We start from the raw sequence: 24,378 nt of genomic DNA, 5'->3' as shown, positions 1-24,378 counted from the left end.
GCGTGACCCGGATGAGCGACAACGGCCCCAAACAAAGAAGGAAAACGAGCTTGACCCAAACGCCCAATTAGAGAAGCAGACATTCAACGCCCAGCTATGATGCTGCAGTCGCAGCTTCACCGAACCGGACTTTCGCTGCGAGCGCTATATCTAGCGGCGGTCGAACTGACAGTGTGCGGACAAAAAGGAAATACTGAAGCCCATCGACATCAATTTTTCTCCAACACTCTTGGGATTATGTTCATTGCAGGTCACAAAAGGAGTAACTAGATGTTTCGATCAGCACTACTAGCCGCAACGCTATTTGCCACATCAACTGCCCCGCTCTTTGCGCAGAGCTTTCCGCTGGAAACGCAACTGCCGGCACCGCTGGTTGATCCGGCCCTTGCAACACCGCTGAGTGGTGCCGACGCAATTGCCGTTCATGAAGTTGTGACGCGGGTCTATCTCGCAGAAGATTCCCGCAATGCAGCGGCACTGGCAAATCTGGTCACCGATGACTTTGTCCAGGATCATACGCTCTACGGTCAGGTTGTCGGCGATGAAGAATTTAGTCAGTGGGTTCTGGACAATCCAACGGCTTTTGATCGCTACCGTCACGTCGCACTCAACATCGTGACACGGCAGGTTGGCCCGGATGCTGCCGAAGCCCTCAGCTATGTCATGGTGGTCGAAGCGCACGCCGCCAATGAAGAAGCAGCTCCAGCATTGCCGCGTATTCTGGCAATGGGTGTCGTGCGTGACGCGCTGGTCAAAGAGGGCGGTCGATGGCGGATCAAGCACCGAATCTACGACCAATTCGCTGTTACAGCCGCCGTATTAGAAGACCCGGGTCTGCGCCTGCAGGCCAGCGGAGCCATAGCCTCAGACTCATCTCAGTGACAAGCGACAAGGATCGGAAAAATGTCTCAGTCACCATTTCTCATCATCGGAGCGACAGGAACAAACGGTCGTTCAGTCGTCGATAGCCTGGAAAAGAAGAACATTCCAGTCAGAGCGCTTGTCCGCAATCGTGACGCCGCGCGGCGTGTCTTTTCGACAAGCGTGGAGCTTGTTGAGGGCGATCTGACACAACCGGAAAGTTTGCGGCGCGCCTTTGCCGGTGTCGACAAGGCATTCGTCGTGACCGCCGTTCAGCCAAACACTGTGGAGCTTTTCAAGAATGTCTATGCGGCGGCGCGCGAGGCGAATGTCTCGCAGCTCGTGAAGTTTTCTGGCCTCGGCGCGTCGGCTTCATCCCCGTCAGAGATCATGCGCGAGCATGGGGCCAGCGACGACCTGCTCCGTGAGAGCGGGGTGCCGTTCACAATCATCCGTCCAAATTCGTTTCATCAAAATATGCTGTGGCAGGCACAAAGCGTTGCTCAGACGGACCAGTTCTATCTGCCACTGGCTGACGCTGCACAGAGCACAATCGATGTGCGTGACATTGCGGACATCGTTGTGAACATCATGATCGAGGATGGGCATGTCGGCAAATCCTATGGATCTGACCGGTCCTGAGGGTCTGACGTTCTATGATGTCGCCCGCGCAATCGGCGATCTGCGGGGGAAGCCCGTCACTTACGTTCCCATCAGCCGGGATGCGGCCGAAAGTGCGATGCGCCAACAGGGTATGCCGGATTGGTCCGCAACGGCGCTTGCTGAAATTCAGGCTTTGTTCAGCACCGGTGCTTACGGCGATGCCCGGCCGGACGCAGAGAGGCTACTAGGGCACCCATTGAAAACATTTGAAGACTTCGCTCGCGATCATATCAATCTGTTTGCACCCTCCACAGCGCCTGAAGCCTAAACGGGTCCTGACCCCAGCAGCAAGCCGCGATCGCAACTTCTGCACAAGCTGGCTAAATGCCTGCCAGTTTTACTGGCTGACAAAAATCAACGTTGGTCAGGAGCATCAAAGTATCCCTCTTGACCAACGAGCGAAGGCGCCGATCAGCCTAACATGCGCTCATTACGCTCATCGCGGACTGAATCGACGAGAAAATCGACAAACGCTCGGATTTTGGGTGAGACGAGACGACGGTCCAGGTAAAGGGCTGTCATCGGGGTTGGTGGCGGAGCAAATTCTTCCAACACCTTCTCCAGATGACCCTGGCGTAGTGCGGCTGCGGCCATATAGCCGGGCAATTGAGCGACCCCCAATCCGGCCTGAGCCGCGCGGGCAACAGTCTCGCCATCATTTGTTGTCAGCGGGCCTTCAAACGTCATGCTGCGCGCTTCACCTTCAACCGAGAATACCCACGGGAACAATCTGCCGGTCTGTGCTGCGCGAAAGTTCAGACATTTGTGTGAAGCCAGTTGTTCCGGGTGATCGGGCCTGCCGTTTGCACCCCAATACTCGGGCGTCGCGCAGACATACAGCCTCCCTTCATAGAGCTTCTTTGCGACGAGATTTACGCTGTCGGCAAGACTGCCCGAGCGTATGACCACGTCAACGGCCTCTGCTGCAAGATCCACCGTCTTGTCATCCAGCACCAGTTCGACCTGAACCTGCGGAAACTTGGCATGAAAGATCGGTAAGATACGCGACAGCCAAATGCGCGCCAAGGCCGCAGGCGCATTCACCGTCAGCCGCCCACGCGGCGCTGAGGTATTTGAAGAAATCTCCTCGTCGAGCCCGCGAAACTCGTCCAGCAGCCGCCTCGCCCCTTCCAGATAACGCTCGCCCTCGGGGGTCAGGCTGACACTGCGGGTTGTGCGATGCAGAAGTTTGACGCCCAGATGATCCTCCAGGCGTGTCACTGCTTTCGATGTAGCAGAGGGTGACAGATCCAAGCTCCGCGCCGCTTCATTGAAGGCGCCATGCAACGCCACTTGCACAAAGGCGGTGATAGAGCTGAGAGGTGGCAATCCATTCATGAGTGAAAGTGCATTCTGGGTTCTTTCAGAGCCAATTTATCTACGTTTGCGGAGTGAATATCATTAATTCACCAACAGACAAACCGCAAAAGGAGAGATGGAATGAAAATCGGAATTATTGGTGGCGGCAGTATCGGACGCCTTTATGGCCGTCTTTGGCATCAAGCCGGGCATGAGATATTCATCAGTTCCCGCAATCCCGGTAAACTCCGGCCCTTCGCAGAAGGGCTTGGGGATCGCGCCTATTTCGGTGATCCGGATCAGGCGGTAGCCTTTGGCGATGTCATCCTGCTGGCTGTGAACTATCCGAGTGTCGACGATGTCACCACTGCCATCCGTGACCGGGCTGCAGGCAAACTGGTAATTGACGCGACCAACCCTCTGACCTTCAAACCCGATGGCAGCCTCGAACGGACAATTCCTGAGAATGAAGTCGCAGGCCTTGTCATGCAATCCAAACTGCCCGGGGCGCGCGTCGCAAAAAGCTTCACCTCACTTTGGACCGGCCACGTCGAACAACATTCGGACGTCGACACCCCATCGGTAGCGATGCCACTCGCAGCCGACGTTGAAGCGGATCGCAAGATTGTCGGCACACTCGTCCGGGAGGCTGGATTGGTACCGGTCGACATCGGCGACCTGGAAGCCTCCGCCGCGCTCGACCCACAAAGCCCGATCTGGAACGTCGTTCTCTCAGCGGACGAGATGAGGGCGCGGATCGACACATTCCGCACCCGCAAAGCGGCATAGGAAGCGATCATGGCATTTGCAGAAACAACAGCCCCTGATGCATCACTTGGATCGGGTGTACACCGGGGGCTGACACCCATCGTCTCAGCTGCCCTGTTCCTTGAAGCCATGACAATTTCGATCACCGCGATTGCCATCCCGCGCATGCATCAGGACTTGGGCGTGTCGCTCGCCTCTCTGCAATGGACGCACGGGGCCTTTATCATCGGCTTTGCGGGTCTGTTGTTGCTGGGCGGGCGTTTCGCTGATCTTTACGGGCGGCGGACGGTTTTTCTTTCAGCTGTCGTCCTGTTTGGCCTGGCGGGAGGGGCGGTGGCCGCAGCACCGTCGCTGACGCTGTTGTTCGTCGCACGGGGACTGCAAGGTGCAGCCGCTGCGTTCATGATACCCGCCGCCATGTCGATTCTGACAGAAGCGTTCCCCGACGGCCCGAAACGGGATCAGGCGCTGAGCACATTCAATGCGGCCGGAGCAGCCGGGTTTTCCGCAGGGCTTGTCATTGGTGGCGCTGTTATCGAATACCTCGGGTGGCGGTGGTCCTTCGGCCTCAACCTGCCAGTAGCCATGATCATCTTTGCATTGGGCCTGTTTATCATTCCCTCCATTCGCAGGGCCGCCGTCCAGAAACTGGATTGGATTGGCGCATTCATGGTGGTGACAGCGCTGTCATTGATCACACTGGCGCTTACCCTCACCGCCGAACATGGCGTGACACACATTGAAATCGGTCTCGGCCTGACAGCTGTCTTGATCGGCGTTCTATTCGTGGCATTCGAGCGAGGCCACCCGTCGCCGCTCTTACCTTTGTCTCTGTTCGCTCTGCCCACTTTACGAATGGCAAACCTTGCGTCGTTGACTTTGCTGGGAGCTTTCTTCGGGTTGAATATCCTGGTGAATATGGCGCTCAGTGTGCAGCATGGCCTATCCGCATTGGATGCAGGGCTGGTCTTGCTTCCGATGGGCCTGCTCTGTGTTGTGGTGGCTCAGGTTGTCACGCCACGGCTGCTGCAATTGTTTGATCTCAGATTTGTGGGCGCGGCTGGCCTCACAATGATTGCAGCGGCGGCGATCATTCTGTCCAGTGCCGGTCAAGACGCAGACGTATTGACCCTTGCAGGTGCCGCGACCCTTGCAGGTGGTATCGGAATGGGATTGGCCTATGCGCCTCTGGCCATAGAGGCTGTTCGAGGCGTTGAAGCCAAAGATCAGGGTGTCGCGGCGGGCCTTCAACAAACACTGCTGCAAATTGGCGGGGTTCTGGGGATCGCTCTGACGGTGATTGCCGATACCGTTGTGCCTGGCGTTGGCGGCTATGCCGTTTCTGTCGTCTTGGCCCTGATCGGAACTGTGATCTTTTGTGCGCGTTCGCGGCATAGCAGAGTATCTGAGTAGCACCGCTTCTTGGATGAACCTGGACCATCAAGCCGTAGCTTGGAACAAAGCCTCCCGATATCGACGGCTGCGAGTCTTCGGCCCTACGGACTTCGCGCTGATCAATGGCGGAATGCAATGCGATGATCGCAGCTTCTTCGGTCTCACCCGCCGCCTCGGCAATCGAACCGCGCGCCTTCGTGGGTGGCTTGGCAAAGGCGCGAGCGCCGTATGCGCCGGCGAGACGACCGGACTTGATCTGATATCTGCCATACTCGCCCACGTGGATCGACATACCGGATTCTTTCTTGGTCTCCTTGGCCTTCGATTTCTTCGACATACCCTTGAAGACGCCACGTCCCGCATCTGATCTGTTTGGCGCTGTGTAGTCTGACATCGGCTGGTCTCCTGAGGATGGCAAGTCGCAGCGCCAGTTCGGCGGTTACCGATCCGGGCAATGGAACTGCTGCGTTAGTCGGTGGAAGAAAACTAAAAAACAAGTGGCCGTCGGGCGATAGGGCGCTCCAAAGGAGCGCCCACTTGCAAAGATCAGGCGAGCGCGATGTTGGCTGCGCTTTCACGGCCGTCGCGGCCGGCCTCCACATCGAAGGTCACCTTCTGATCGTCGTTCAAGGTGGTCATCCCAGAGTTCTCGAGTGCGGAGATGTGCAGAAACACATCCTTTCCACCAGTCTCAGGTGCGATGAAGCCGAAGCCTTTTGCGGCGTTGAACCATTTCACTGTGCCATTGGCCATGTGAATTTTCCTTGTTTGATCGCTGCCCACGATATGCGGCAACCCGGCTTCTCACGACAGTGTCGAGCGCTGAGAGCCGGCAAAGGAAAACAGGGGTTCGAATGTAGGTCAGTAGCATAACAAACGTGGTATCTCCCCAATAGTGTTACAAGGTGCACGCGGTGCTTCGGCTGATGTTTCCTTTCCAAGAGAGCATCGATCCCCTATAGCTCACAAGCTGCTGGATACCCTGGCAGCCAGAAAAGGAAAGCCAGAATGTTGTTCAACGATTTGGCGAAGAAAGAGGCCACCGACAAAAAGGCCTCGCAAGAAGAAGATACGAAATCGCAGACGTCTACCGACCACCCTCCGGACTCAAAGACCGAAGCGACTGATCCGTAGATGGGTTGAAAGGTGCGACTAAGCAAATAGGCTTCGCTCGTGTTCAGCTTATGAGGGTTGACGCTACGGGCGCCGCGAAAGGTTACCGCCAACGATGATCTCATTGATCAGTTTGGCGGTTGCCATATGCATTTCTTGTTCGGTTTCTGGACCTCTGGCATTCTCGTGGGTCGCTGCCGCATCCCGAAGAATTCCCAGAATCTCGCCTTCCGGCAGCAGCTTGCGATCTTGCAGGGCAAGTAGGAGGGCCTCGCAAATGGAGAAGGCGGCCATCCCTGAAGGGTCTCGTTGATCTGACATTGGGGACAATCCTCTTCCTTTCTTGCCACGCAACCGGGCGAGGTCGTGATAGTATTGACGAACATCTCAATAATTTAGGTAGTCCGTACTGATCGAAAGCAGTCGCAGCGCCGATTTCTTACGGGAGTATGCGCGGTTCGGGAGGGACCGGTAATGAACATCAAAGCCAGCCCACTTACCCAAAAGCTCTCTGCGTTTGTTGCTCTTTCGGAGACGGAACTGGTCGTTCTGGAGCGCTTGCATCAGCGGAGGAAGTCTTTCTCTTCAGGGCGAGACTTGGTTCACCAGGGTCAATTGGAACAGGCTGCTTACATCCTGGCGGCAGGTTGGGTCGTTTCTTACAAGATCCAGGCTGACGGGTCGCGGCAGATCGTTGATTTCCAGATACCGGGGGACTTTTTGGGGCTGCGCAGCGTCCTGTTGCACACATCCGATCATGGGATCGAACCAATCGTCGATATCGAGGCGGCGGAGGTTCTGGTGAGCGATCTTCTGCAAGCCTTCGCAGAGACACCACGGCTGGCTACGGCTATTCTCTGGGCCGTGTCGCGCGACGAAGCGATGGTTGTCGAGCATCTTGTTGGGCTCGGGCGGCGCGATGCGGATGCGCGCATGGCGCATTTTCTGCTGGAGCTTGGCGTGAGACTGTCACTCGTCGGATTAGGGAGCAGGGAAGGCTACGCCTGTCCGCTCACACAGTATCATCTGGCAGATGCGTTGGGGTTAAGTGCCATCCACGTCAACCGCGTCCTTCGTAAGCTCCGCGAACGCGGACTCGTCACGTTTCAGGGCGGGCTGGTCACCTTCGATGACTACGAGGGGCTGGTTGCATTGGCGGATTTCGATCCGGCCTATCTTGATCAGTCGCGGCCTCTTTTGCCGTGAAAAAGCCGCCCTAAGTTTGGGCGGCCCTGTCGTCTCTTCAAAGGCATACCGACATTACATCAGTGCGCGGCTCGCTTGCTTGAGCTCGTTGTGGGCCTCTTCGTCGTTTTCGGCTTCATGGGCCTTTTCAGCGGCCTGATAGTGCTTCAGCGCTGCGGCCTTCTTGGGGCCTTCGGGTGCCTTGTCCCAGGCAGCCTTGACGGAAGCCATGTGTTTCACGGTCTGGTTTTCCTCAGTTTGGTTTTCTTCACTCATGGAATTGTCCTTTCCTGGACGGTCCGAAAATAAGAGGCGCAGAATTCATACAGTTCTTTGGAGGAACTGCATGTGCCCCGCGCCTCTGAGCTACTCGGAAAAAACCACCATGACATTCGGTGGACAGGATCACCTATCCGGATTCTCTGCGTCTAAGCACTGACGTAGGTTAGCCCGCCTGAGCCAGATAGTAGACCCACGTTAGAACCGCGACTCCAACGAGGGCCATCATTGTCCAGGAGATTGATATTTTTGGAGAATTGTTGGTGCCTGCTTCGAGCGATTTCGAAACGCGAAGCGGCGCGCGCTTTGGCAGCAATGAAATCAGCTTTGCCGCTCTGCCCTCGCTTGCCAGAGCCAGCGCCGGAATGTCGGTAATCGCTTCAAAATGCGTAGTCAATCGTACTTTCGCGTCCTCCCGGCCCAGACCAGCAAGCTCACGCGCTTCGGTCCAAGGCTCGAGGTCAAGGCGCGCAAGCGCTGACAAGACCGTGACGGCTGCACCAGTTTTGTCCTCGCCCAATTCCGCGAAGAGGAAGGCATCGTAGTCGCTGCCATCCGGATGAAGGACGTCTGAGGCGGACATGGATTTCCTTTCGGCGTGCGGTGGATGCGAAGACTTGCGCGCAGGTGTCTGGAGCCGCGCGACGGCTTTGCCTCTCACCTTGACAGCCAAGAAACCGACTGGGGCTAACCTCGATCAGCATCACACACCGAAAGTTCGGATAGTGTCTATTCAACCGCTTTGCTGCGACGACGCGGGCCATAATGGCGGCTGCGGAAAGTTCAACATTCTGTTCAATGGAGACCTGGGATGCTCACGCGTTCGACCAGATCAATGGTGACGTTTTCCAACGACTTCATGATTGGCGACAGCCAGCGACAGTTTCCGGCCGGAACGTATGAAATCCTTGTCGAGGAAGAGCTTCTACAAGGCATAAGTTTCGAGGCTTACCGGCGCACCGCAACATATCTGATGGTCCAAGGGCGCGGGAGCAATGCGGGTCAAACGACGATGCAAGTGATCACACAGGAGGATCTGGAACATGCCATCGCATGTGATCGGGCCTTCTCCGAAACCACCAATGACAGCGAAGCGGCGCTTTCTCCGCAGGAGGGCACGACATGACCACACCCGAATGGCTGAAACCCGGCATTTACGGCGCGCTCCTTGGCGTGGCGTTCGTCGGCATCGTTGGATTTTCCTGGGGCGGATGGATGACCGGAGGCGGCGCGGAGGAGATGGCCAATAAGATGGTGCAGGAAGAAGTGATCGCGGCGCTTGTGCCCTTCTGCCTCGACATGTCCCGCGCCGACAATGAACGCATGGCAAAGCTCGCAACAATCCGCGAGGCGTCCTCGTTCAAGCGGCGCGATGCTGTCATGGAAACAGGCTGGGCGACGATGCCCGGATCGGATGGCCCGAACCGAGATCTGGCGCAGGCATGCATCGAAGGTCTCGAGCTTGATGCATCGTAGTAGCCTCCAACTGTCGCCTGTTTCGTCAAAAGGCATCGCAGGCGTGCTTGCAATGGTATCGTTCCACTCTGCAATGGCTTCCGCGGAACTCCTCGCGCTCGCATTCGTCACGCTCATCGCAATCGGATCGCCGTCTTTCGCCCAATCTCAGTCTGCCCCGATGCCCGTCAATGCGCAGCCCAAAAGCTATGGCGACGGATGGGAGTGTGATCGTGGGTACCGGCGTGACGGCGATGCCTGCCTTGCCATCATCGTTCCGGAGAACGCCTATGCGACGAACCGAACCTATGGCGCAGGTTGGGAGTGCCTGCACGGGTTCCAGGAGGTCAATGAAGCGACCTGTCTTGAGGTCGTCGTGCCCGATGGCGGATATCTCGACCCGTCGGGCAAGAGCTGGAGCTGCTTTCGTCGGTACATGAAGGTCGACGACCTCTGCCTGGAGATCGATTTACCCCCAAATGCTTATCTTGCAGACAACACATATGGGTCTGCTTGGCAATGTAACCGGGGGTACGAAATTGACGGCGACACATGCATTGCCATTGCCGTTCCCAAGAATGCCTTTCTGAACGGAGCCGGATACGGGCAGCCATGGACATGTGAGCGGGGTTACTTCGAACGCGATGACATCTGTGAGGCCGTTGTCGTTCCGGAGAATGCCTATTTCGACGATGCAAACTATGGCCCAGGCTGGAAGTGCAATCGCGGCTTTGCAGAGTCTGACGATGGCTGCACTGAGATTGACCTCCCTGAGAATGCGCATCTCGACAGATCGGGAAACCGGTGGGAGTGCCATAGGAATTTCCAGCGCTCGCAAGGGCGTTGCATCCTGAACGACTAGCGCCCGCAATCTAAATTGAAACGCGGCTACCGGCCAGAACGCCTTGTGTGTTCCGACCCGGAAGAACCCGCTTGGCAAAGGAATAATCATGGACTCTGGCAATCCAGAAAAACCGACGACAAGGCTGTCAACGATGGGGCCGCAAGCCCCACCCGATGTGCCCTCAACCCGCCGAACTCTTGCCAAAAAGGCTGAAACAAAAGGGGTGCCCACAGCGGTTGTCTATTGTGAGGGGAACTTCGGACAGATCGACGGCAAGACCGGAAACGGGCTTGTCCGTCACAGCCAAGCCTACCGCATTCTTTCGGTCATAGACAGCAAACTTGATGGGCGCGACAGCGGGCAGGTGCTGGACAATGTGCGCAACGGCATCCCGGTCGTCGAAGACCTCGAGGCTGCGGTTACGCGAGAGGTAAATATCCCCGACACTTTGATCTATGGGATGGCCCCCTCCACTGGCAAGATGTCACCGGCAGATCGGGAGGTCGTGCTGGATGCTATCGCGCTTGGCATGAACGTCGTCAGTGGCCTGCACGAATATCTCGGTGACGATCCCGAGATCAGAGGTGCTGCCGACGCGGCCAACGTGACGATCCGGGATATCCGCAAGCCCCGACCAAGCAAGGACATGCGCCTGTTTGACGGAAGCGTGTCCGAGGTGAAGGCCATCCGCATCGCCGTGCTGGGAACGGATTGTGCGATTGGCAAGCGGACGACAGCGACCATTCTGGCCAGGGAACTGAACGAGCGTGGAATCAAGACCGTCCTCGTCGGCACCGGCCAGACGGGACTTATGCAGGGCGCAAAATACGGCATCGCCATGGACGCCGTGCCACCACAGTTTTGCTGCGGGGAACTTGAACGCGTGATTGTCGCGGCTTCCGAGGGCGAAGACCCGGACGTCATCCTGATCGAAGGACAGGGGGCGCTCAGCCATCCAGCCTTTTGCACATCGGCGTTCATTTTGCGCGGCAGCCAGCCGCAAGCCGTCGTTCTTCAGCATGCGCCCAAGCGTGCCCATCGCTGCGACTTTCCGACCATGCCGATGCCCGAGCCGAAAAGCGAAATCGCCCTCATCGAAGCTTTTGCTGACACAAGGGTGATTGGTATCACAATCAATCACGAGGCGATGACGGACGCCGAGGTCGATCGTGCGATTGACAGTCTTTCAAGGGATCTTGGCGTTCCGGTGACGGACGCGCTGACTCGGCCGGAAGTGCACCTCAGCGACATGGTCCTGGCCGCCTTTCCGCAGTTGCGGCCCGTGCCTCTCGCGGCCGCGGAATGACCTCGCCGCGAGTGGAAATTAATCTGGGCAAGATCCAGGCCAACGCGCGATATCTCGTCCGACGTCTTGGCGCTCGTCGAATCTCGGTCACCGGTGTGACCAAGGCAGTGTGTGGGCATCCTGACGTAGCCGAGGCAATGTTGGAAGGTGGCGTTACCGGTCTTGCAGACGCGCGCATCAAAAACGTCGTTCGGATGCGGCAGGCGGGGATCACTTGCCCAATTTCAATGATCCGCGCACCGCTGCTGAGCGAGATGGAAGACGTCATCAATTCTTGTGACACGAGCTACAACACAGAGATGGCCACGATCCTGAAGCTGGGCGTAGCCGCGAATAAACAAGGTACGTCGCACGGTGTCATCCTGATGGTCGAAATGGGCGATATGCGCGAAGGCATTTTACAAGAGAACCTCAATGACTTCGCCGCTCGGGTCATCGCAACGCCCGGTGTTGCTCTCGAAGGCATCGCTGCAAATTTTGCCTGCATGGACAACGTGGCGCCAACAAGCGATGACATAGCCAGGCTCTCGGGCCTGGCCGACCAAGTCGAAGGCGCCTGCGGACCTGTTGTAGATCTTGTGTCAGGAGGTGGCTCGGCCAATTTGCCATGGGCGCTTGGCGACGTTTCAACCGGGCGGGTCGACAACCTGCGTCTGGGTGAGGCGATCCTTCTGGGCACGGACCCCGTGACAGGGCATCCAATCACTGGCCTTCATACGGATGCCTTTACCCTTTTTGCCGAAGTGATCGAAACAAGCCGCAAACCAAGCCCGGTGCCGACCATGTCAATTGCTCCGGAGCTTGGGATGCTCAATTTGGTTCGAAATGATGACCTCCGAGCCCGAACCATCCTTGCTGTCGGGCAGCAGGACACCGACGCAGGCGGTCTTATGTTTCCCCCGGGAACGGCGTTTATTGGCGCGACCAGCGACCACACCGTTGTCGACTCAGCCAAAGCCGCTGTGCCCGTTGGCTCCGAGATGAAAATGGGCATGAACTACAGCGCCCTTATGCGGGCGATGAGCGCCCCAGATGTCGCCAAGATTGTTCATGGCAAGCAAAAGATGAACGGAAGTGCAAAGGACCGCGAGGCCCACCCCTTCCTGACCTTGGTATGACGTCCACAATGGTCGTCGGCGGGGCCTATGAAGATCATACCCCGCCGACTAGTCCCACACCGCGCCATGGTAAAAGGGCCGGTCAATACACATATACCGATAAGCCGCACTCGAGAACTCGTGCCTGATCGAGGCCCGGAAATTCCAGCGGAAAACCCAAAAAGGATGAAGAGCATGTCTTTCAAAGACCTGACCACCAAAGCTGCCGCCATACTGAAAGCCAAACCTGCGGAACCGTCGAAAAAAGAAACGGCACTCAAGGCGCCGGACGCTGCTGCGAAACCGGGTTCTCCGGGTCCGAAGAAGACCTGAAGCATGCACCGGAAAGGGCTGGTTTTGCTCGATGTCATGGAAAACTGTTCAATTGAAAGGATCAAACGCAATGGACGACCAAAGAGCGAAAACCATTGCGGTTTTTGACCGGCCTTTCAAACTTCCCGGCTTGGACGAAACGCTTCCCGCCGGAGAGTATGATATCGAGACAGAATTCGCCTCACCACCTGATCACAAGGACCCTCAGGCCTGGAAGGCCTCCGTCGTGGTCCATCTGCATCCACGCCTGTCCCATCCGGGATTAACGCGGAGCCTGACTGTGTCGCTTCTCGATCTTGACCGCGCCCGTGCGAGAGACAAACTGTCCGGCAAGGACCTGTCACAGGTCTTTCTCGAAGAAATGCTGTCCGATCCGATGGTGCAACTCGTCATGCAGGCAGACGGGGTGTCCGAGGCTCAAATCCGCCATCTCTACTCGGGAACGCGGACGAGACAGACAGACAAGGATGTCCTCGATACCTAGACAGAAACCGGAACCGAACTGGAGCCTTCGCGGGACGGTTTGGACATTCAAGACGCCGAGAATGAAGGGATGCCGTGCCGATCACGCACTTCAAGCGTTTCCGTATGATGTCGGACACGCAATTTCAGGGATCAAATGAACGCGAGGATCTGATGCAAGCAAAAGTCGACGACATCCTGATGGATCACCCCAGCCGCGCGCTTGGCGATGTGCCGAAGCTGCGGTTCTGCTTGCGTTGTAATGCTTCGTTTTGGAGCGAAGGGTTCGGCCAGCGCATCTGTGCAAGATGCAAAGGCACGACAGCATGGCGCGCGGCAGTGCCCGAAGGCGTCAGCAAAGGTCGGTCTCGCTCCGGCGGTCAGTCGACTTAGATCTGCTGCGTGCCGACGATCACGATCGCACACACGACCATCTATCGCTATCGCATGGCCGTGATCCTTGGACCGCACAGGCTGATGTTGCGTCCTCGTGAAACGCGGGACCTTACATTGACGACCTTCGACCTTGAAATCGCTCCGACCGCCCGCATCGACTGGTCCCACGATGTCGCCGGAAACGCTATTGCCATCGCCAACTTTGATGTCACAACAGACACGCTTTCGATACGGTCCCATACGACCGTCGTCCTCGAGGCACCTGACTGGCCTGTCTTCCCGATTGCGGGTTCTGCGACGTCCTACCCGTTCCTTTACTCCGCCGAAGACTGGACAGATCTCGGGGCGCTTGCTGCGCCACAATACCAAGACGACACCGGGCGCTTGTCAAACTGGGTCGAGCAATTCGTTATGCGACGACCAACGGATACGCTGTCGCTCCTGAAGGACGTGAGTAATGGCACCACAGCGCAGATCAAATATGAGATCCGCGAAAGCGAAGGCACGCAAGGACCACTCGAAACCCTCGACCGGGGCTACGGGTCGTGTCGTGACTTTGCGGTCCTCTATGCCGAGGCTATCCGAACGCTGGGTTTCGGGGCGCGTCTGGTGTCCGGCTATCTTTACGACCCCAGTGATGACCGGCTCGGAGCTGCTGGCTCGAGCTCTACGCATGCATGGGTCGAAGTCTTCGTTCCCGGGGCAGGCCGGATCCCGTTCGACCCAACGAACAGGTCGGTGGGGTCGGCCAATCTGATTCCGGTGGCCGTTGCGCGGAACATATCACAGGTCGCTCCGGTTGCCGGCAGCTACCATGGAGAAGATACCGATCTTCTCGCCATGGAGGTGGTTGACAGGCCAATCATGTCGATTTTCCCAGCCTTTCGTATCTCTTCCAGCGCCGCCACACTCTCGGAAAGCAGTATCCCGAACGTCTACTATGATCCCACATCGTTCAGGTTGCCGACCATCCGCGGCATCGACCCGACAGCCGGGGCGGTTGTTGGTGGGGCAATTACGGCGGGCGCTCAGGCACGCGTCAATGTGATTGTCGATGGCGTTACACGTCCCCAGTTAGCATCAGGCATTGTGAGTGCGGCATTTGGGCTGTGGGACACACAGCAGTTAGAAGTGGCTCGCGGGCCACAGACTACTCTGGGAGGGCGAAACTCGCTGTCCGGCAACATCCGTATTCAGACCAACGACCCTGTGTATATCCGCAGTGCGTCCAAGCTGACTGCTGTCGCGCAAACAGCGGGATGGTTTTTGGCACCTGGCAATAGCTGGATGACAGACTGAGTATCACACCCGGATTCGGTTACGAACCAACCAACACCCGCTGGCCGTTCCGGCTAGCGTTTTTGTCGCTTCTGGTCGGCTTCGTAGGCGTAGCCCTCTTCGCCATCGTCTGCATCTGGAATGTATTCATCACCAGAAACATCTAAGATTCTTGAGCGAATAGAGTTTCTAAAGCGTTGCAACAAACCCATCGCCTGCAACCCGGCCCAAAGAGATGGGTAGGCCATCCTTATGCTTTCCAGGTGAAGGAAAACAATATTGTTAATATCAGTCTCATAATCGCCAGTACGCCCAGGCACTAACTCAAGATCAAGCGATTCATCACCAAAGGAAAGTTCGGCGTGGGTTCTTTCAAGATCAACCAGTTTGAGTGTGTTTTGCATGAATTTTTCCCAATCCGTCGCGATTGTTAAACGAACAAGGGGTATACCATCGACCTTGATACCTTTGCGAAACATGTCGTCCAGTTCCTGAATACCTTTGCTCGCGTACCCCTCCGAACCACCCGTTCCGCCAAACTCCATAGCGGCGTAAGGCAGACTATTTCGCAAATTCATCAAGGCTACACATAAATTTAGGAATGCCATTTCAGCTGGAACTGAGAATTTCCCAGCAAAGTGAAGTTTTGAGAATTCAGCGAAACACCCTTCCCACTTATCGAGAGCGTCAAAGAATGCGCTCCTCGCTTCCGACCAGGCGTCAGAAATGCCACGCTCCAGTGCTTCATCTGCATGGGAATCGTATACTTCGCTGAACAACGAGTCCAATTCTGCCAAGAGATCCAGCGCGGTTGCAGTAATGCTGCCGAAGCTGAGGCCCCTAAAGGTCGAAGTAAGCCATTTTCTAAACAAGACATGGGCTGAGGTATGGTCACCCTTCTTGCCTTTGAAATGCCCTTTCTCACCTCGCCGTGTATTGATCCCGGTTATCCAGAATATTGGGATCGGCGGTTCGGAGTCGCCGGAAGATTGCATTCCCGCCTTTTGAAAGCCCATCTCTTTTCGGATATGGGCAATCAGGTCCTCAAAACGGACGAAGCGGAGCCCGCTGGATCGAACGCGTCGCAAGATATCGGGCAGCGTTTTCTGCCGAGGCTTGCTAAGCGAACTGCGATAGGATTTGAACTTGGCCATCCAAAATTCAACTTCCCTCATCGACATCGCTTGCCTTACGCCCACCTCCATCAGACCCAGGAGATCCTGTGGCGGCAAATCCTCAAGGAAATGCTTGAAGAACACGTTGTCTATCCAATTTCGAAATCCGCTGGAAGCAACACGAAAACGCATAAAATCCATGAACGTCAATTGGTGGCGGACCGCACGGTCGATACGCTCATCTCCATTCTTTTTCGGAGGGAAAATTGGCCATCTTTGGACGACACCAAGGCTAATTGCTCGCTGTAATCCATTCAATTGAAGGACGCCTAGACTTCTATCAGCCGCTCGCTGCAGTAGCTCAATCCCTGAAGCATTCCCTCGGTCCGAAGCTACTGTATCTTGCTGTTCTGTGCTTGATCTATCGGGCGCTTTCACGGCTGCACGTTGCGTCGGAGGCTCCCTCATGGCGACATCCTTCCTAGGCAGCGTAGCAATTTCTTTTTGACTTTGAGTTGGGGATAACGACGCCCAATGATGCGTCTATAATAGCAGTAATTCGTAGGATTGTCGAAGCTGAGTGTCTCCGTTGCTTAGGTATGCGCAAAGGATTTGAGTGCGCTGGCTACATGAAGGCCTTTAAATCAACCACGACAGGCGCAAGGATGGCGACAAATCCAAGAATCAACAGAAAATTGCAGATATTGCTACCAACGACATTGCCAATTGCGATCCCGGATGAGGCTGACAGAGTAGCTTGCAAGCTGGTAATCAGTTCCAGATTAGATGTGCAAAAGTGGCGAAAAAGCACCAAAGACAGCGCGCCGAACAATCAAACCATTGAGATGAGGTGGGCTCGCTCTTTAAAGCAGCCATGGATCCACGCAAAATCAAGATAACGGATAGTCTGGCAATGATCCGGATCGGTGCAACGTGAGCATTTTGTCATCTTAGGCAAACCCAAGATTGCCGCCCAAGCGTACAGATCCGGCTAAGCCGGCCTCGGTCAATCGAAATGCCTTACTGCCCTGCCACACAATCGGATCTGTCGAATTTGATATCAACAATGCCATAGATGGCGAGTTGTTCGAAATTTTCTTACCAACGATGTCCGAAATTTGTTTCGGGATGGCTTTGAGAAGTCCCATCAAGAGTGCCAGAATAATCAAGCCAACAATCAGGAAAGCGCCGTCGGTGATCACCGTCAGAATAGCAACCAGAATTGCCGCTGCAATTTCTATGATGATCTTTTGAGCCTCGCCAGACGCATTCGTCTTCGTGCTGTTGTCTTTGATCGGTCCTCGCGATTGCTTGTAGCTTAGCGTTTGGGTGCCGTCCGGTTTATCGGCCAAAATCAAGTTTTGGAAGCTCGTCACCGTGACCTCCGAAACACTGCCCAAACCGATATCCGTCTCGGTTTCCGTATGGACGACAATCTCATCTCCGACGACGGAGATGTTCAGCGTCGTGATCTCGGGCTGATAGGTTGTACCAGCATTGCTGACTGTTTTGGTCTTGATCCGGGCGGTGTTGATGATTGACAGTTTATCATCACTCATTTTGAAATCAGTCCGTCTGGATCCTTTGAAAACACCAGGCAACGACGGTAGAACCATCTTTTCCAGAAAACGCTCCTGCGCGATCAAAAAACCCGCGTGGGAACCGTTCGGGATCGCATTTGGCGTGATCTGCCCCGTTAGCGTTGCGGTGCCGCGACCTTCGGTCATACAGAGCACCGCAAGAATGGAATCCTGAGACGTGCAGCCTTTGACGCAGGCATACCCCGTCGTCGTAGGCGCTAGCCATTTGAAACTTGCATTATCGATTATGCGGTTCAAGGTCACGGCGTTGAAGGTGTGGTCAAATTCATCAAGATTTGCGTTCAGCCATAGCCCCAAAAGCCCGCCCGCCATACTTTTTTGCATAAAGCCCAGCCCGGCTGGCGCGGTGATAGAGAGCACGGAAACGACCTTGACCGGTCCTCGGGCCTTTTGCTTGATCTTCAGGTCGTGCGTGCTGGGCGGTGGTGACGGCGATTGCCTCTTTAACGGTGGCGGCGGCAAATAATTTAGCTGCACTTCGACAATGGCTGTCACACCGGCAATGTCATATTTCTTTCCATTGTAAACCAGTGTGCCAGCAGTGACAGGGATGGACATGTGCAGGTCCACCCCATCGCCGCCTGTAAGCTGCCAGTCCCCAAAGGAGCCTGACGCGGAACATGAGTTATCCGGGGCGGTCATTTGAAAAGATGCTGGAGAGCTGTGCTGTCTGATGATCGCCGCATTGGCATCCGGGAACCGGATGGCAAACGCGGTGTCCCAGCCGAAGGTCGGTGCGCAATCGGCCTCTGCCGCGAGCACGTGCAACTCAAGATCGAACTTCTGCTGGTGCTCAGGAAATGTAAACGCGTGAACTGCGTCGTCGCACAAGGCGTATTCCCGCAGCGCATCCCCCGACAAATCCATCGGCGACATATCATTCATCACAGCTCTCCTTTTTCATGTCAGCTTTCTCCGGGTCCTAGCTGGTTATGAAGTTGGGGTTTCCACCCAGCTGCAGCGATTTAGCCAAACCCGCCGACGTGATCAGGAAGTCACCGGAATCCGTCCAAGTGATCGGGTTGGTCGCGTTGACGGCCATCAAATCAATTGTTGGCAGCTTGTCCTTATCCCCCTCGGCGACGGCAGTGATGATCGCGCCGATGTTTGCAATAAGCTCCAACACGAGGGCCGTAATGATCAGAGCCACTATCTTCAGCGCAATTCTTTCGCACATTTTCTTGATCGCAGCGCCGGTACCAAGCGTCGCCACAGCAACCAAAACGGAGGCCGCAACCTCTGTCCAGGTCACCCAGGATGCAACCTCGACGTTGTGGTCGATGATCGGCTCCTGTGCTTTCTTATAATCCAGCACCTGACCCCCCTTGGAGTTCGTCTGCAGCACGATGTTGGAAAACATGGTGTAGGTCATCACAATCGTGATGCCGGGGCTGAAATCGACCACGGCTTTCAGCAATTCAAATTTGATTGTCGTTGCCCCGTCTAGGGTGATCTGAACAGTGTTTTCGGCGCAAACAGGTTGATAGTCGCTGTCACCGACTTTATTCATGGTCACCGTATTCTTGTTGGTTATCTTCGATCCATCAGGACTGACTTCAAAATCGTCTTTTTTGGCCCCGTCAAACATCGTGTAGATGCCCGGCTGAACCAAATGCTGAAAGAATTTCTTCTGCGAAATCAGAAAGCCGGAATCCTGTCCCTCTGGGATCGCATTTGGCGACACTTGCGCGGTCGGCGGGGCAGTGACCGCATCATCGACCATGCACAGGACGCCAAAAACACTGTCTTCAACGGTAGGTCCCTGCAAGACTGCATAACCGACGTATTTGGGTTGAAGCCACTGATACCCCCCTTTGTCTGCTTTAGCGTTCAGATCGACGCTGGCGAACGCATAGGTAAACTTGTCAAGGTTGGCGTTGAACCACAGCTTCAGCAGCCCTTGCACCAGAAGCGTGGCCTCGAACCCGGCGTTGGATGGCAGGTTATTGACTTGTGTGACGTCTACAGTGTCCTCTTGGCTAACCCGCAGACCCACAGTATTGCCGCCTGTCGTCGTTTTTTTCGTCTTGTGGTTTGCCACAGGTTTAGGTTGGGGCAGCTGATCAAGAGTGATCTCGATTGTTGCAGAGACACCGGCGAGATCAACGACATGCTGCTGAGGTGGGCTCTCGTTTCCTCTGTAGGTCAAAGTTCCCGACGTTAGCGCAACATTCATATGCAAAAGCGTGTCGCCACCGCCTGTCAGCGACCAGGCACCAAAGGTTCCTTTGATATTTGAGTCTGTTGTCGACTCGCTTTGATCGTATTCGGTCGGCGTATTGCCCGGCTTGGCAATCGCTTTGTTGACGTCTTTGAATTTCACGGCAAAGACAGTGTCCCAATCGTAGGTATCAGCCTCTTTTATTGATTGTGCCCGGGTCGCCTGCATCATGGCATGGATGTCAGGTTTGGCATCCACATTCGTCGTCAGATGTGGAAAACGGACATGGTATTGGCTGCCGTCCCAATCTGCGGGTGGCGGACTTTTCGAGACGTCTTCATAGTTTCTTGTATCTACGGTCATTGGTCTTCCTCCTGTTTGTCTTCGGTTGGAAAAATCTTTGGCGCAAAAGATGCAGTCAGCTGCCGGACAATTGAAAAGCGCCATTCAGGCCGCCAGCATTAGGTTTGAACGTATCCAACCCCGGCCAGTCCACTAATTGTGGTCCGGTATTGGCCAGCTCCATTCCCGACAGGGCAGAGTTCAGGCCGTCAGCGATCCCATCCGCGACAGCGGGCACAACAATCGCCATGATGATGTCCGGGATGACGCCGAACAGATAGTCGTACCAGGGGATGTGGCTCTTGTGGTGTGCACTTGGATGGGCGTCTTTGGCGGCGCTGAACTTGTTGTGCGCGGCGTCATAAGATGTCTTGGAGCGCGAGGTGACCGAGAAGGTCATGCTCATCCCCATGTACATGTTCGCACGGCCCTTGACGTCGGAGACAAGTGTGTCGCCACTGATCTTGATCCTCAGGTCACGGACCACCGGATAATAGGTGATGGCCCCCGATTTCACGCCGTGGAGTTTCATCGATTTGGTGTTGATGATTTCGTGATTTCCGGCATCAAATTCGAAATAGGACGAAGCAAACCCTGGATAGACCTTGGGCATCAGGGGCATCACCACATGCTCCAGAAACATGTCACCCGAGATCGCGTAGTAGGCAGGGCCCTTACCGGCGAACAGAGAGGGATCAACGTTTCTGCTAAGCCCCTTTACGTCGCGCTTTCTGGTGGCCCCGTAGATCACCAAAAAATCGCCCGCAGACCCACTTGCATAGTATGTGAATGCAATCTCAACCGGGGTTAGCCAGCTGTCCGCAGCGGTGGGCGGCACCAGGTTGACCTGCGCCAAGGCGAACGTAAATTTATCAGCCTGTGTGACCAGATATTTAGCCATAAAGAATGGCAAGAACTGTTCTTGCTCAAATCCAAGTTTCCCTTGGGGTGTGATGGAGTATGGCGCAACAACACCCTCACCTTGCGACTGGCCTTTCTTCGCTGCGGACTTCAGATACAGCCTGATCTCCTGCTTTCCATCCACAGCAGCGGGCAAGAGGGTCATGTCTATTTCAAAAATCAACTGATACCCTGCAAGATCAGCCTTCGGATCAGCACCGCCCGATATCGTACCCGTCGCGATTTCAACCTGAACATGAAGCAGGATGCCGGAGCCACCCGCGACGATGCGCCAGTTCTTCAGGCTGCCTGACGCTTTCAAATAGCCATCCGCGATCAAAAAGGTCTGCGGCAGATCGTGCGATCCCTTCAATGCATCATTGAGCACTGAAATATTGACGGCATACGCCGTATCCCAGCCATAAAGGTCCATCAGTTTCCTCCGGAAACTTTCTTTGAAAATTATTAAAGAGCCGTCAGACGGAGGTTCCGAATGCGGCCGCAAACAAGCTCTTTTCCAGCTCGAATGCGTCAGCAATCAAAGCTGAAATAATCGAGTTCTGTTCAAATGTTAGTGGCGGGCTGCGCCTATCAACCTGGATCGTAACGAACGCAGGCGGGTCTTTGTGCGGATCAGCAGGTGTCAGAAGAGGGACACTCACCTCGACGATCACTTCGGTACCTGTCAGGTCGGTCAAACCTTTCGGTTGATATCCAATGCGGCCCGATGCGATCGTGAAGGATAATGTGGCAGTAGCTCCTGACCCTCCCGCATTCAGCTGCTTCCATTGCGTCAAAGCACCAGCGCCCCAGATATCTTTTTCGGATGCCAGATAGAATTGAACCGGCAGAAATTGCGGCGCTTTGAGGAGCACGCCTCTTTGGACTTCTTTTTTTTGGTTCTGCATGTACAGCATCCTCGATCGGGTGTTTCGAGAAACAGTGTGGGACACGCGCGCTTGGCAAGCAGCGTGCAGTAGCTATGGTTGGTGGGCAATGTTCTGACCGCCCGTTCAACGTATTTGACTACCCGGATTTGCGGCGCAGTAAGGCCAGGCTCCCAAAACCTGCCAGCAAAAATGCAACAGATGCGGGAAGCGGCACAGTGTTGACTGGCGGGGATGTCACGATATCGCCGGTGATGCGATAGGCTAATTGGCTGGCCGAAAACGTCGGCACGAAAACTGAAGCAGGAATGAAAAACTCCGCCGACGATCCCACGAAATCCAAACCGTCGGAACTGTTTCCATCTGTTGTGACTGTGGGGACAGCAGAGCCGTTCCAGCCGCCGGTCCCGGCTGTCACGCCGACAATCAAGGAATAGGTTCCCGGCCCCAGGCTCAGCCCGGAAAACAGGTTGTTCACGCTGGTGTCAAAGAAAAGCCCCGCAACGGAATCGGCAACAGTAGCTCCAACCCCGAGCGGTCCACCGTGCAACACGACAGAACCCTGGCAGGCGACACAGAGTATCGGAGCGCTGATCGAGACGTTCGTATAGCTTTCCTCAAGAGTAAAAAATGTACCAGCAACCTGTGCGCTGCCGCTGTTCAGACTGATGCCGTAGTCATCCGCGCTGTCCACTTCAATAATTGTAGCAGCAGACGTTATGCCGCCAACACAGATGGTCATTAGGGCAGCTGCAATGGTCCTCGAATATACCTTCATCTTCAGGCTACCTTTCTCAATCCAAGGTTGTAGATCGAACACAGGATTGATGGCATCTTTGTAGATCTCACGAAACGCACAACTGGTATTTTGTCCCAAGCGTGGCCAGATTTGTCCGAAATCGCGCAAATCGGATCGGGATGCGAGACTTTCGGATGATCACCGCGGGTGCGCCGCCGCCAATTGAAGTAAGTCAGGCATACTGGCTCGATCAAAACCACTTAGGAATATTCGACCGTGTTGGCTCGGTGTGGCGTTCATTCAGGTGATCTTGGATTTGTCGCGGTCCACAGAGTTACCAAAATGGCTGAATGTCGGCTTCCTCCATGCTATAGTGATAGGTTCGCAACAGCAGAGAACTTCCGATTTCCGCCCGAATTCTGTTGAAAAACAATGTCTTGCTTGCGCAGAAAGTGGTGCGTTGATCAGCGCGCAAGCGCCTCTCTGATCAGGCTTTGCGAGTTTGCTGCGGTGCGGGAAAGATCTTGGCGAGTTTCCGAAGGTTTTGGGCCGTGGTAGCGAGGAGGAATTCGTCGTTTACACAGCATGGGCCGCGTAATCGCAAGCGTCCGAGCCCCAGGATGCGTTTGAGATGGGCGAAGAGCATCTCGACCTTCTTTCAGAGCTTTGCTGAGATCTTGTATTGGGCTGTCTTGCGGATGGCGCGTGCCGCGTCGCGGGCGTCTTCGTGCTCTTCACGCGTGATCTTGCGGCAGTCTGCCTTTGGGCAGCACTTGGGTTTGGATGGACACGCCTGACAGGTGTGTTTGAGGGCTTGATACTTAGCAACACCTTTACCGGTTGGGCCGCGATTGGGATCCGAGTCGTTCCGGCGGAACTGCTTCAAAGCCTCACCCTCTGGGCAGATGTACTGATTGTTCTCGGCGTCCCATTCGAAGTCTGCACGGGACCAAGTGCCGTCGGTGCGGCCGACCTTGTCGATGACCGGAATGTGCGGCGCGATCTTTTCGTCTACCAGCCAACCGAGCATCGGTCCCGACCCATAGGCCGTGTCGGCGATCAGCCGTTCAGGACGCAGGTCAAAGCGTTCCCTGACCTTATTCAGCATCGTCTTCGTTAATCCGACCTCGGCCTGGCGGATCGACCGTGTCGCTTCCACATCGACGATAACACCGTGATCGGTATCGATGAGATAGTTGTCGGAATAGGCAAAGAATGCAGGGCCTTTGCGGGCCGCCGTCCACTGGCTGGCCGGATCGGAATAGGACGTGAACTTCGGCTCGACCGGTGTCGCCGCGCCAAAGGCGGCTTCGTCCAGTGTATCAAGATACTCACGAACCGCGCGCGGGGTCGCGTCCGCATCGATCCGCGCAATGTCCCAGTCTTCCTTCGATGCGGAATACTGCTTGTTGGCATCCGCCTCGATCAGGCTGGCATCGACCGCCAGGCGCTGACCGCTGACAAGACCCTCCGCGATGCACCGCGCCACCGTCGTCTCGAACAAGTGGCGCAGCAGCTCGCTCTCGCGGAACCGACCGTGGCGGTTCTTCGAAAAGGTCGAGTGGTCCGGCACCCGATCGTTCAGATCGAGACGGCAGAACCAACGATAGGCGAGGTTCAGATGCACCTCCTCGCAGAGCCGTCGCTCGGACCGGATGCCAAAACAATACCCAACCAGCGACATCCTGATCAGCAACTCAGGATCAACGGACGGGCGACCTGTGTGGTTGTAGAAATCCGCCAGGTGCGCCCGAATGCTGCTCAGATCGACGAAGCGATCAATCGACCGAAGCAGGTGATCCTGGGGAACATGGTCTTCCAACGAGAGCTCGTAGAACAGTGCCGCCTGCGCTTCCTGCCTCGGTCCCATCATCGCCAATCCCTCCCTTCAGGAGGAAT

Annotated in this window: 27 protein-coding genes and 1 pseudogene; 15 read left to right on the top strand and 13 right to left on the bottom strand. The window is 55.7% G+C overall.

Annotation, left to right across the window (positions count from 1 at the left end; all coding sequences use genetic code 11):
- Positions 1-270 precede the first annotated feature (270 nt).
- From Q1A20_RS20790 to Q1A20_RS20780, 3 genes are read left to right on the top strand one after another with little or no spacing between them, the layout of a single operon-like run.
- Positions 271-882 carry a nuclear transport factor 2 family protein gene (locus Q1A20_RS20790; RefSeq protein WP_299410419.1) on the top strand — a complete coding sequence of 204 codons (612 nt, stop codon included), beginning with the start codon at positions 271-273 and terminating at the stop codon, positions 880-882.
- A gap of 21 nt (positions 883-903) precedes the next feature.
- The gene (locus Q1A20_RS20785) at positions 904-1,503 is read left to right on the top strand and encodes an SDR family oxidoreductase (RefSeq protein ID WP_299740988.1); all 600 of its coding nucleotides are present in this window, start codon (positions 904-906) and stop codon (positions 1,501-1,503) included.
- A complete protein-coding gene (locus Q1A20_RS20780; RefSeq protein WP_299410415.1) occupies positions 1,484-1,792 on the top strand; it encodes a hypothetical protein in 309 nt (102 codons plus the stop codon). The genes Q1A20_RS20785 and Q1A20_RS20780 overlap by 20 nt, the downstream gene beginning before the upstream one ends.
- Before the next feature lie 143 nt (positions 1,793-1,935).
- On the opposite strand, the gene Q1A20_RS20775 is transcribed toward Q1A20_RS20780, so the two are convergent.
- Positions 1,936-2,862, bottom strand: a complete 927-nt coding sequence (locus Q1A20_RS20775; RefSeq protein WP_299410414.1) for a LysR family transcriptional regulator — start codon at positions 2,860-2,862, stop codon at positions 1,936-1,938.
- A 102-nt stretch (positions 2,863-2,964) separates the two neighbouring features.
- Between Q1A20_RS20775 and Q1A20_RS20770 the strand changes: the two genes are divergently transcribed.
- Together Q1A20_RS20770 and Q1A20_RS20765 are read left to right on the top strand one after the other, a co-directional pair.
- Entirely contained in the window at positions 2,965-3,612 is a 648-nt protein-coding gene (locus tag Q1A20_RS20770; protein WP_299410412.1) for an NAD(P)-binding domain-containing protein, read from the top strand.
- 9 nt (positions 3,613-3,621) lie between these two features.
- The gene (locus Q1A20_RS20765) at positions 3,622-5,004 is read left to right on the top strand and encodes an MFS transporter (protein ID WP_299410411.1); all 1,383 of its coding nucleotides are present in this window, start codon (positions 3,622-3,624) and stop codon (positions 5,002-5,004) included.
- A 528-nt stretch (positions 5,005-5,532) separates the two neighbouring features.
- Here the strand turns inward: Q1A20_RS20765 and Q1A20_RS20760 are convergent.
- Both Q1A20_RS20760 and Q1A20_RS20755 read right to left on the bottom strand, forming a co-directional pair.
- Positions 5,533-5,739: a cold-shock protein gene (locus tag Q1A20_RS20760; RefSeq protein WP_299918475.1), complete on the bottom strand. Its 207-nt coding sequence runs from the start codon at positions 5,737-5,739 to the stop codon at positions 5,533-5,535.
- A gap of 444 nt (positions 5,740-6,183) precedes the next feature.
- Positions 6,184-6,420 carry a hypothetical protein gene (locus tag Q1A20_RS20755; RefSeq protein WP_299296828.1) on the bottom strand — a complete coding sequence of 79 codons (237 nt, stop codon included), beginning with the start codon at positions 6,418-6,420 and terminating at the stop codon, positions 6,184-6,186.
- 153 nt (positions 6,421-6,573) lie between these two features.
- Between Q1A20_RS20755 and Q1A20_RS20750 the strand changes: the two genes are divergently transcribed.
- A complete protein-coding gene (locus Q1A20_RS20750) occupies positions 6,574-7,305 on the top strand; it encodes a Crp/Fnr family transcriptional regulator (protein WP_298975056.1) in 732 nt (243 codons plus the stop codon).
- 54 nt (positions 7,306-7,359) lie between these two features.
- On the opposite strand, the gene Q1A20_RS20745 is transcribed toward Q1A20_RS20750, so the two are convergent.
- A complete protein-coding gene (locus tag Q1A20_RS20745) occupies positions 7,360-7,560 on the bottom strand; it encodes a hypothetical protein (RefSeq protein WP_298975054.1) in 201 nt (66 codons plus the stop codon).
- A 169-nt stretch (positions 7,561-7,729) separates the two neighbouring features.
- Positions 7,730-8,146 carry a hypothetical protein gene (locus tag Q1A20_RS20740; protein WP_298975051.1) on the bottom strand — a complete coding sequence of 139 codons (417 nt, stop codon included), beginning with the start codon at positions 8,144-8,146 and terminating at the stop codon, positions 7,730-7,732.
- A gap of 228 nt (positions 8,147-8,374) precedes the next feature.
- Here Q1A20_RS20740 and Q1A20_RS20735 point away from each other — a divergent pair, with 228 nt between their 5' ends.
- The 9 genes from Q1A20_RS20735 (at position 8,375) to Q1A20_RS20695 (ending at position 14,755) form a co-directional block, all read left to right on the top strand.
- Positions 8,375-8,689: a hypothetical protein gene (locus Q1A20_RS20735; RefSeq protein WP_298975049.1), complete on the top strand. Its 315-nt coding sequence runs from the start codon at positions 8,375-8,377 to the stop codon at positions 8,687-8,689.
- On the top strand, positions 8,686-9,039 hold the full coding sequence (locus Q1A20_RS20730; RefSeq protein WP_298975048.1) for a hypothetical protein: 354 nt from the start codon (positions 8,686-8,688) through the stop codon (positions 9,037-9,039). The genes Q1A20_RS20735 and Q1A20_RS20730 overlap by 4 nt, the downstream gene beginning before the upstream one ends.
- Before the next feature lie 52 nt (positions 9,040-9,091).
- Complete coding sequence (locus Q1A20_RS20725; RefSeq protein WP_299740991.1) at positions 9,092-9,880, top strand: hypothetical protein; 789 nt, start codon at positions 9,092-9,094, stop codon at positions 9,878-9,880.
- Positions 9,881-9,968: 88 nt separating this feature from the next.
- Positions 9,969-11,168: a DUF1611 domain-containing protein gene (locus Q1A20_RS20720; protein ID WP_299918472.1), complete on the top strand. Its 1,200-nt coding sequence runs from the start codon at positions 9,969-9,971 to the stop codon at positions 11,166-11,168.
- Positions 11,165-12,286, top strand: coding sequence for an alanine/ornithine racemase family PLP-dependent enzyme (locus tag Q1A20_RS20715; protein WP_299410400.1), 1,122 nt, complete (start codon positions 11,165-11,167; stop codon positions 12,284-12,286). Before Q1A20_RS20720 ends, Q1A20_RS20715 begins: the two co-directional genes overlap by 4 nt.
- Positions 12,287-12,460: 174 nt before the next feature.
- On the top strand, positions 12,461-12,598 hold the full coding sequence (locus tag Q1A20_RS20710; RefSeq protein WP_299410399.1) for a hypothetical protein: 138 nt from the start codon (positions 12,461-12,463) through the stop codon (positions 12,596-12,598).
- Positions 12,599-12,668: 70 nt separating this feature from the next.
- On the top strand, positions 12,669-13,082 hold the full coding sequence (locus Q1A20_RS20705; RefSeq protein ID WP_298975042.1) for a hypothetical protein: 414 nt from the start codon (positions 12,669-12,671) through the stop codon (positions 13,080-13,082).
- Between the two features lie 74 nt (positions 13,083-13,156).
- The gene (locus Q1A20_RS20700) at positions 13,157-13,453 is read left to right on the top strand and encodes a hypothetical protein (RefSeq protein ID WP_298975041.1); all 297 of its coding nucleotides are present in this window, start codon (positions 13,157-13,159) and stop codon (positions 13,451-13,453) included.
- 9 nt (positions 13,454-13,462) lie between these two features.
- A complete protein-coding gene (locus Q1A20_RS20695; RefSeq protein WP_299918470.1) occupies positions 13,463-14,755 on the top strand; it encodes a transglutaminase N-terminal domain-containing protein in 1,293 nt (430 codons plus the stop codon).
- A gap of 53 nt (positions 14,756-14,808) precedes the next feature.
- Here Q1A20_RS20695 and Q1A20_RS20690 read toward each other — a convergent pair whose 3' ends face one another.
- From Q1A20_RS20690 to Q1A20_RS20655, 8 genes and pseudogenes are all read right to left on the bottom strand, one after another.
- On the bottom strand, positions 14,809-16,317 hold the full coding sequence (locus tag Q1A20_RS20690; RefSeq protein WP_299918468.1) for a hypothetical protein: 1,509 nt from the start codon (positions 16,315-16,317) through the stop codon (positions 14,809-14,811).
- 157 nt (positions 16,318-16,474) lie between these two features.
- Positions 16,475-16,660, bottom strand: coding sequence for a hypothetical protein (locus Q1A20_RS20685; RefSeq protein ID WP_299410424.1), 186 nt, complete (start codon positions 16,658-16,660; stop codon positions 16,475-16,477).
- Positions 16,661-16,799: 139 nt separating this feature from the next.
- The gene (locus tag Q1A20_RS20680; RefSeq protein WP_299918466.1) at positions 16,800-18,335 is read right to left on the bottom strand and encodes a TULIP family P47-like protein; all 1,536 of its coding nucleotides are present in this window, start codon (positions 18,333-18,335) and stop codon (positions 16,800-16,802) included.
- Positions 18,336-18,372: 37 nt separating this feature from the next.
- Positions 18,373-19,974 carry a TULIP family P47-like protein gene (locus tag Q1A20_RS20675; protein WP_299410393.1) on the bottom strand — a complete coding sequence of 534 codons (1,602 nt, stop codon included), beginning with the start codon at positions 19,972-19,974 and terminating at the stop codon, positions 18,373-18,375.
- Between the two features lie 55 nt (positions 19,975-20,029).
- The gene (locus tag Q1A20_RS20670; protein WP_299410392.1) at positions 20,030-21,286 is read right to left on the bottom strand and encodes a TULIP family P47-like protein; all 1,257 of its coding nucleotides are present in this window, start codon (positions 21,284-21,286) and stop codon (positions 20,030-20,032) included.
- 43 nt (positions 21,287-21,329) lie between these two features.
- The gene (locus tag Q1A20_RS20665) at positions 21,330-21,761 is read right to left on the bottom strand and encodes a hypothetical protein (RefSeq protein ID WP_299410391.1); all 432 of its coding nucleotides are present in this window, start codon (positions 21,759-21,761) and stop codon (positions 21,330-21,332) included.
- Between the two features lie 118 nt (positions 21,762-21,879).
- Entirely contained in the window at positions 21,880-22,617 is a 738-nt protein-coding gene (locus Q1A20_RS20660) for a VPLPA-CTERM sorting domain-containing protein (RefSeq protein WP_299410389.1), read from the bottom strand.
- 349 nt (positions 22,618-22,966) lie between these two features.
- Positions 22,967-24,352 (bottom strand): annotated as a pseudogene (locus tag Q1A20_RS20655) (IS1182 family transposase).
- Positions 24,353-24,378 lie beyond the last annotated feature (26 nt).

Source organism: uncultured Roseobacter sp., from assembly GCF_947501835.1.
Classification (GTDB): Bacteria; Pseudomonadota; Alphaproteobacteria; order Rhodobacterales; family Rhodobacteraceae; genus Roseobacter.
The sequence above is the reverse complement of the archived record's forward strand: the minus strand, read 5'-3'. Positions and strand labels throughout refer to the sequence as shown.

Excerpts from the sequence above, each read along its gene's own strand:
- Q1A20_RS20665 (WP_299410391.1), bottom strand. The coding sequence starts at position 21,761 with ATGCAGAACCAAAAAAAAGAAGTCCAAAGAGGCGTGCTCCTCAAAGCG.
- Q1A20_RS20755 (WP_299296828.1), bottom strand. The coding sequence starts at position 6,420 with ATGTCAGATCAACGAGACCCTTCAGGGATGGCCGCCTTCTCCATTTGC.
- Q1A20_RS20745 (WP_298975054.1), bottom strand. The coding sequence starts at position 7,560 with ATGAGTGAAGAAAACCAAACTGAGGAAAACCAGACCGTGAAACACATG.
- Q1A20_RS20675 (WP_299410393.1), bottom strand. The coding sequence starts at position 19,974 with ATGACCGTAGATACAAGAAACTATGAAGACGTCTCGAAAAGTCCGCCA.
- Q1A20_RS20785 (WP_299740988.1), top strand. The coding sequence starts at position 904 with ATGTCTCAGTCACCATTTCTCATCATCGGAGCGACAGGAACAAACGGT.
- Q1A20_RS20680 (WP_299918466.1), bottom strand. The coding sequence starts at position 18,335 with ATGAATGATATGTCGCCGATGGATTTGTCGGGGGATGCGCTGCGGGAA.
- Q1A20_RS20670 (WP_299410392.1), bottom strand. The coding sequence starts at position 21,286 with ATGGACCTTTATGGCTGGGATACGGCGTATGCCGTCAATATTTCAGTG.
- Q1A20_RS20690 (WP_299918468.1), bottom strand. The coding sequence starts at position 16,317 with ATGAGGGAGCCTCCGACGCAACGTGCAGCCGTGAAAGCGCCCGATAGA.
- Q1A20_RS20775 (WP_299410414.1), bottom strand. The coding sequence starts at position 2,862 with ATGAATGGATTGCCACCTCTCAGCTCTATCACCGCCTTTGTGCAAGTG.
- Q1A20_RS20740 (WP_298975051.1), bottom strand. The coding sequence starts at position 8,146 with ATGTCCGCCTCAGACGTCCTTCATCCGGATGGCAGCGACTACGATGCC.
- Q1A20_RS20790 (WP_299410419.1), top strand. The coding sequence starts at position 271 with ATGTTTCGATCAGCACTACTAGCCGCAACGCTATTTGCCACATCAACT.
- Q1A20_RS20780 (WP_299410415.1), top strand. The coding sequence starts at position 1,484 with ATGGATCTGACCGGTCCTGAGGGTCTGACGTTCTATGATGTCGCCCGC.
- Q1A20_RS20760 (WP_299918475.1), bottom strand. The coding sequence starts at position 5,739 with ATGGCCAATGGCACAGTGAAATGGTTCAACGCCGCAAAAGGCTTCGGC.
- Q1A20_RS20735 (WP_298975049.1), top strand. The coding sequence starts at position 8,375 with ATGCTCACGCGTTCGACCAGATCAATGGTGACGTTTTCCAACGACTTC.
- Q1A20_RS20715 (WP_299410400.1), top strand. The coding sequence starts at position 11,165 with ATGACCTCGCCGCGAGTGGAAATTAATCTGGGCAAGATCCAGGCCAAC.
- Q1A20_RS20765 (WP_299410411.1), top strand. The coding sequence starts at position 3,622 with ATGGCATTTGCAGAAACAACAGCCCCTGATGCATCACTTGGATCGGGT.
- Q1A20_RS20750 (WP_298975056.1), top strand. The coding sequence starts at position 6,574 with ATGAACATCAAAGCCAGCCCACTTACCCAAAAGCTCTCTGCGTTTGTT.
- Q1A20_RS20705 (WP_298975042.1), top strand. The coding sequence starts at position 12,669 with ATGGACGACCAAAGAGCGAAAACCATTGCGGTTTTTGACCGGCCTTTC.
- Q1A20_RS20720 (WP_299918472.1), top strand. The coding sequence starts at position 9,969 with ATGGACTCTGGCAATCCAGAAAAACCGACGACAAGGCTGTCAACGATG.
- Q1A20_RS20725 (WP_299740991.1), top strand. The coding sequence starts at position 9,092 with ATGGTATCGTTCCACTCTGCAATGGCTTCCGCGGAACTCCTCGCGCTC.
- Q1A20_RS20770 (WP_299410412.1), top strand. The coding sequence starts at position 2,965 with ATGAAAATCGGAATTATTGGTGGCGGCAGTATCGGACGCCTTTATGGC.
- Q1A20_RS20730 (WP_298975048.1), top strand. The coding sequence starts at position 8,686 with ATGACCACACCCGAATGGCTGAAACCCGGCATTTACGGCGCGCTCCTT.
- Q1A20_RS20710 (WP_299410399.1), top strand. The coding sequence starts at position 12,461 with ATGTCTTTCAAAGACCTGACCACCAAAGCTGCCGCCATACTGAAAGCC.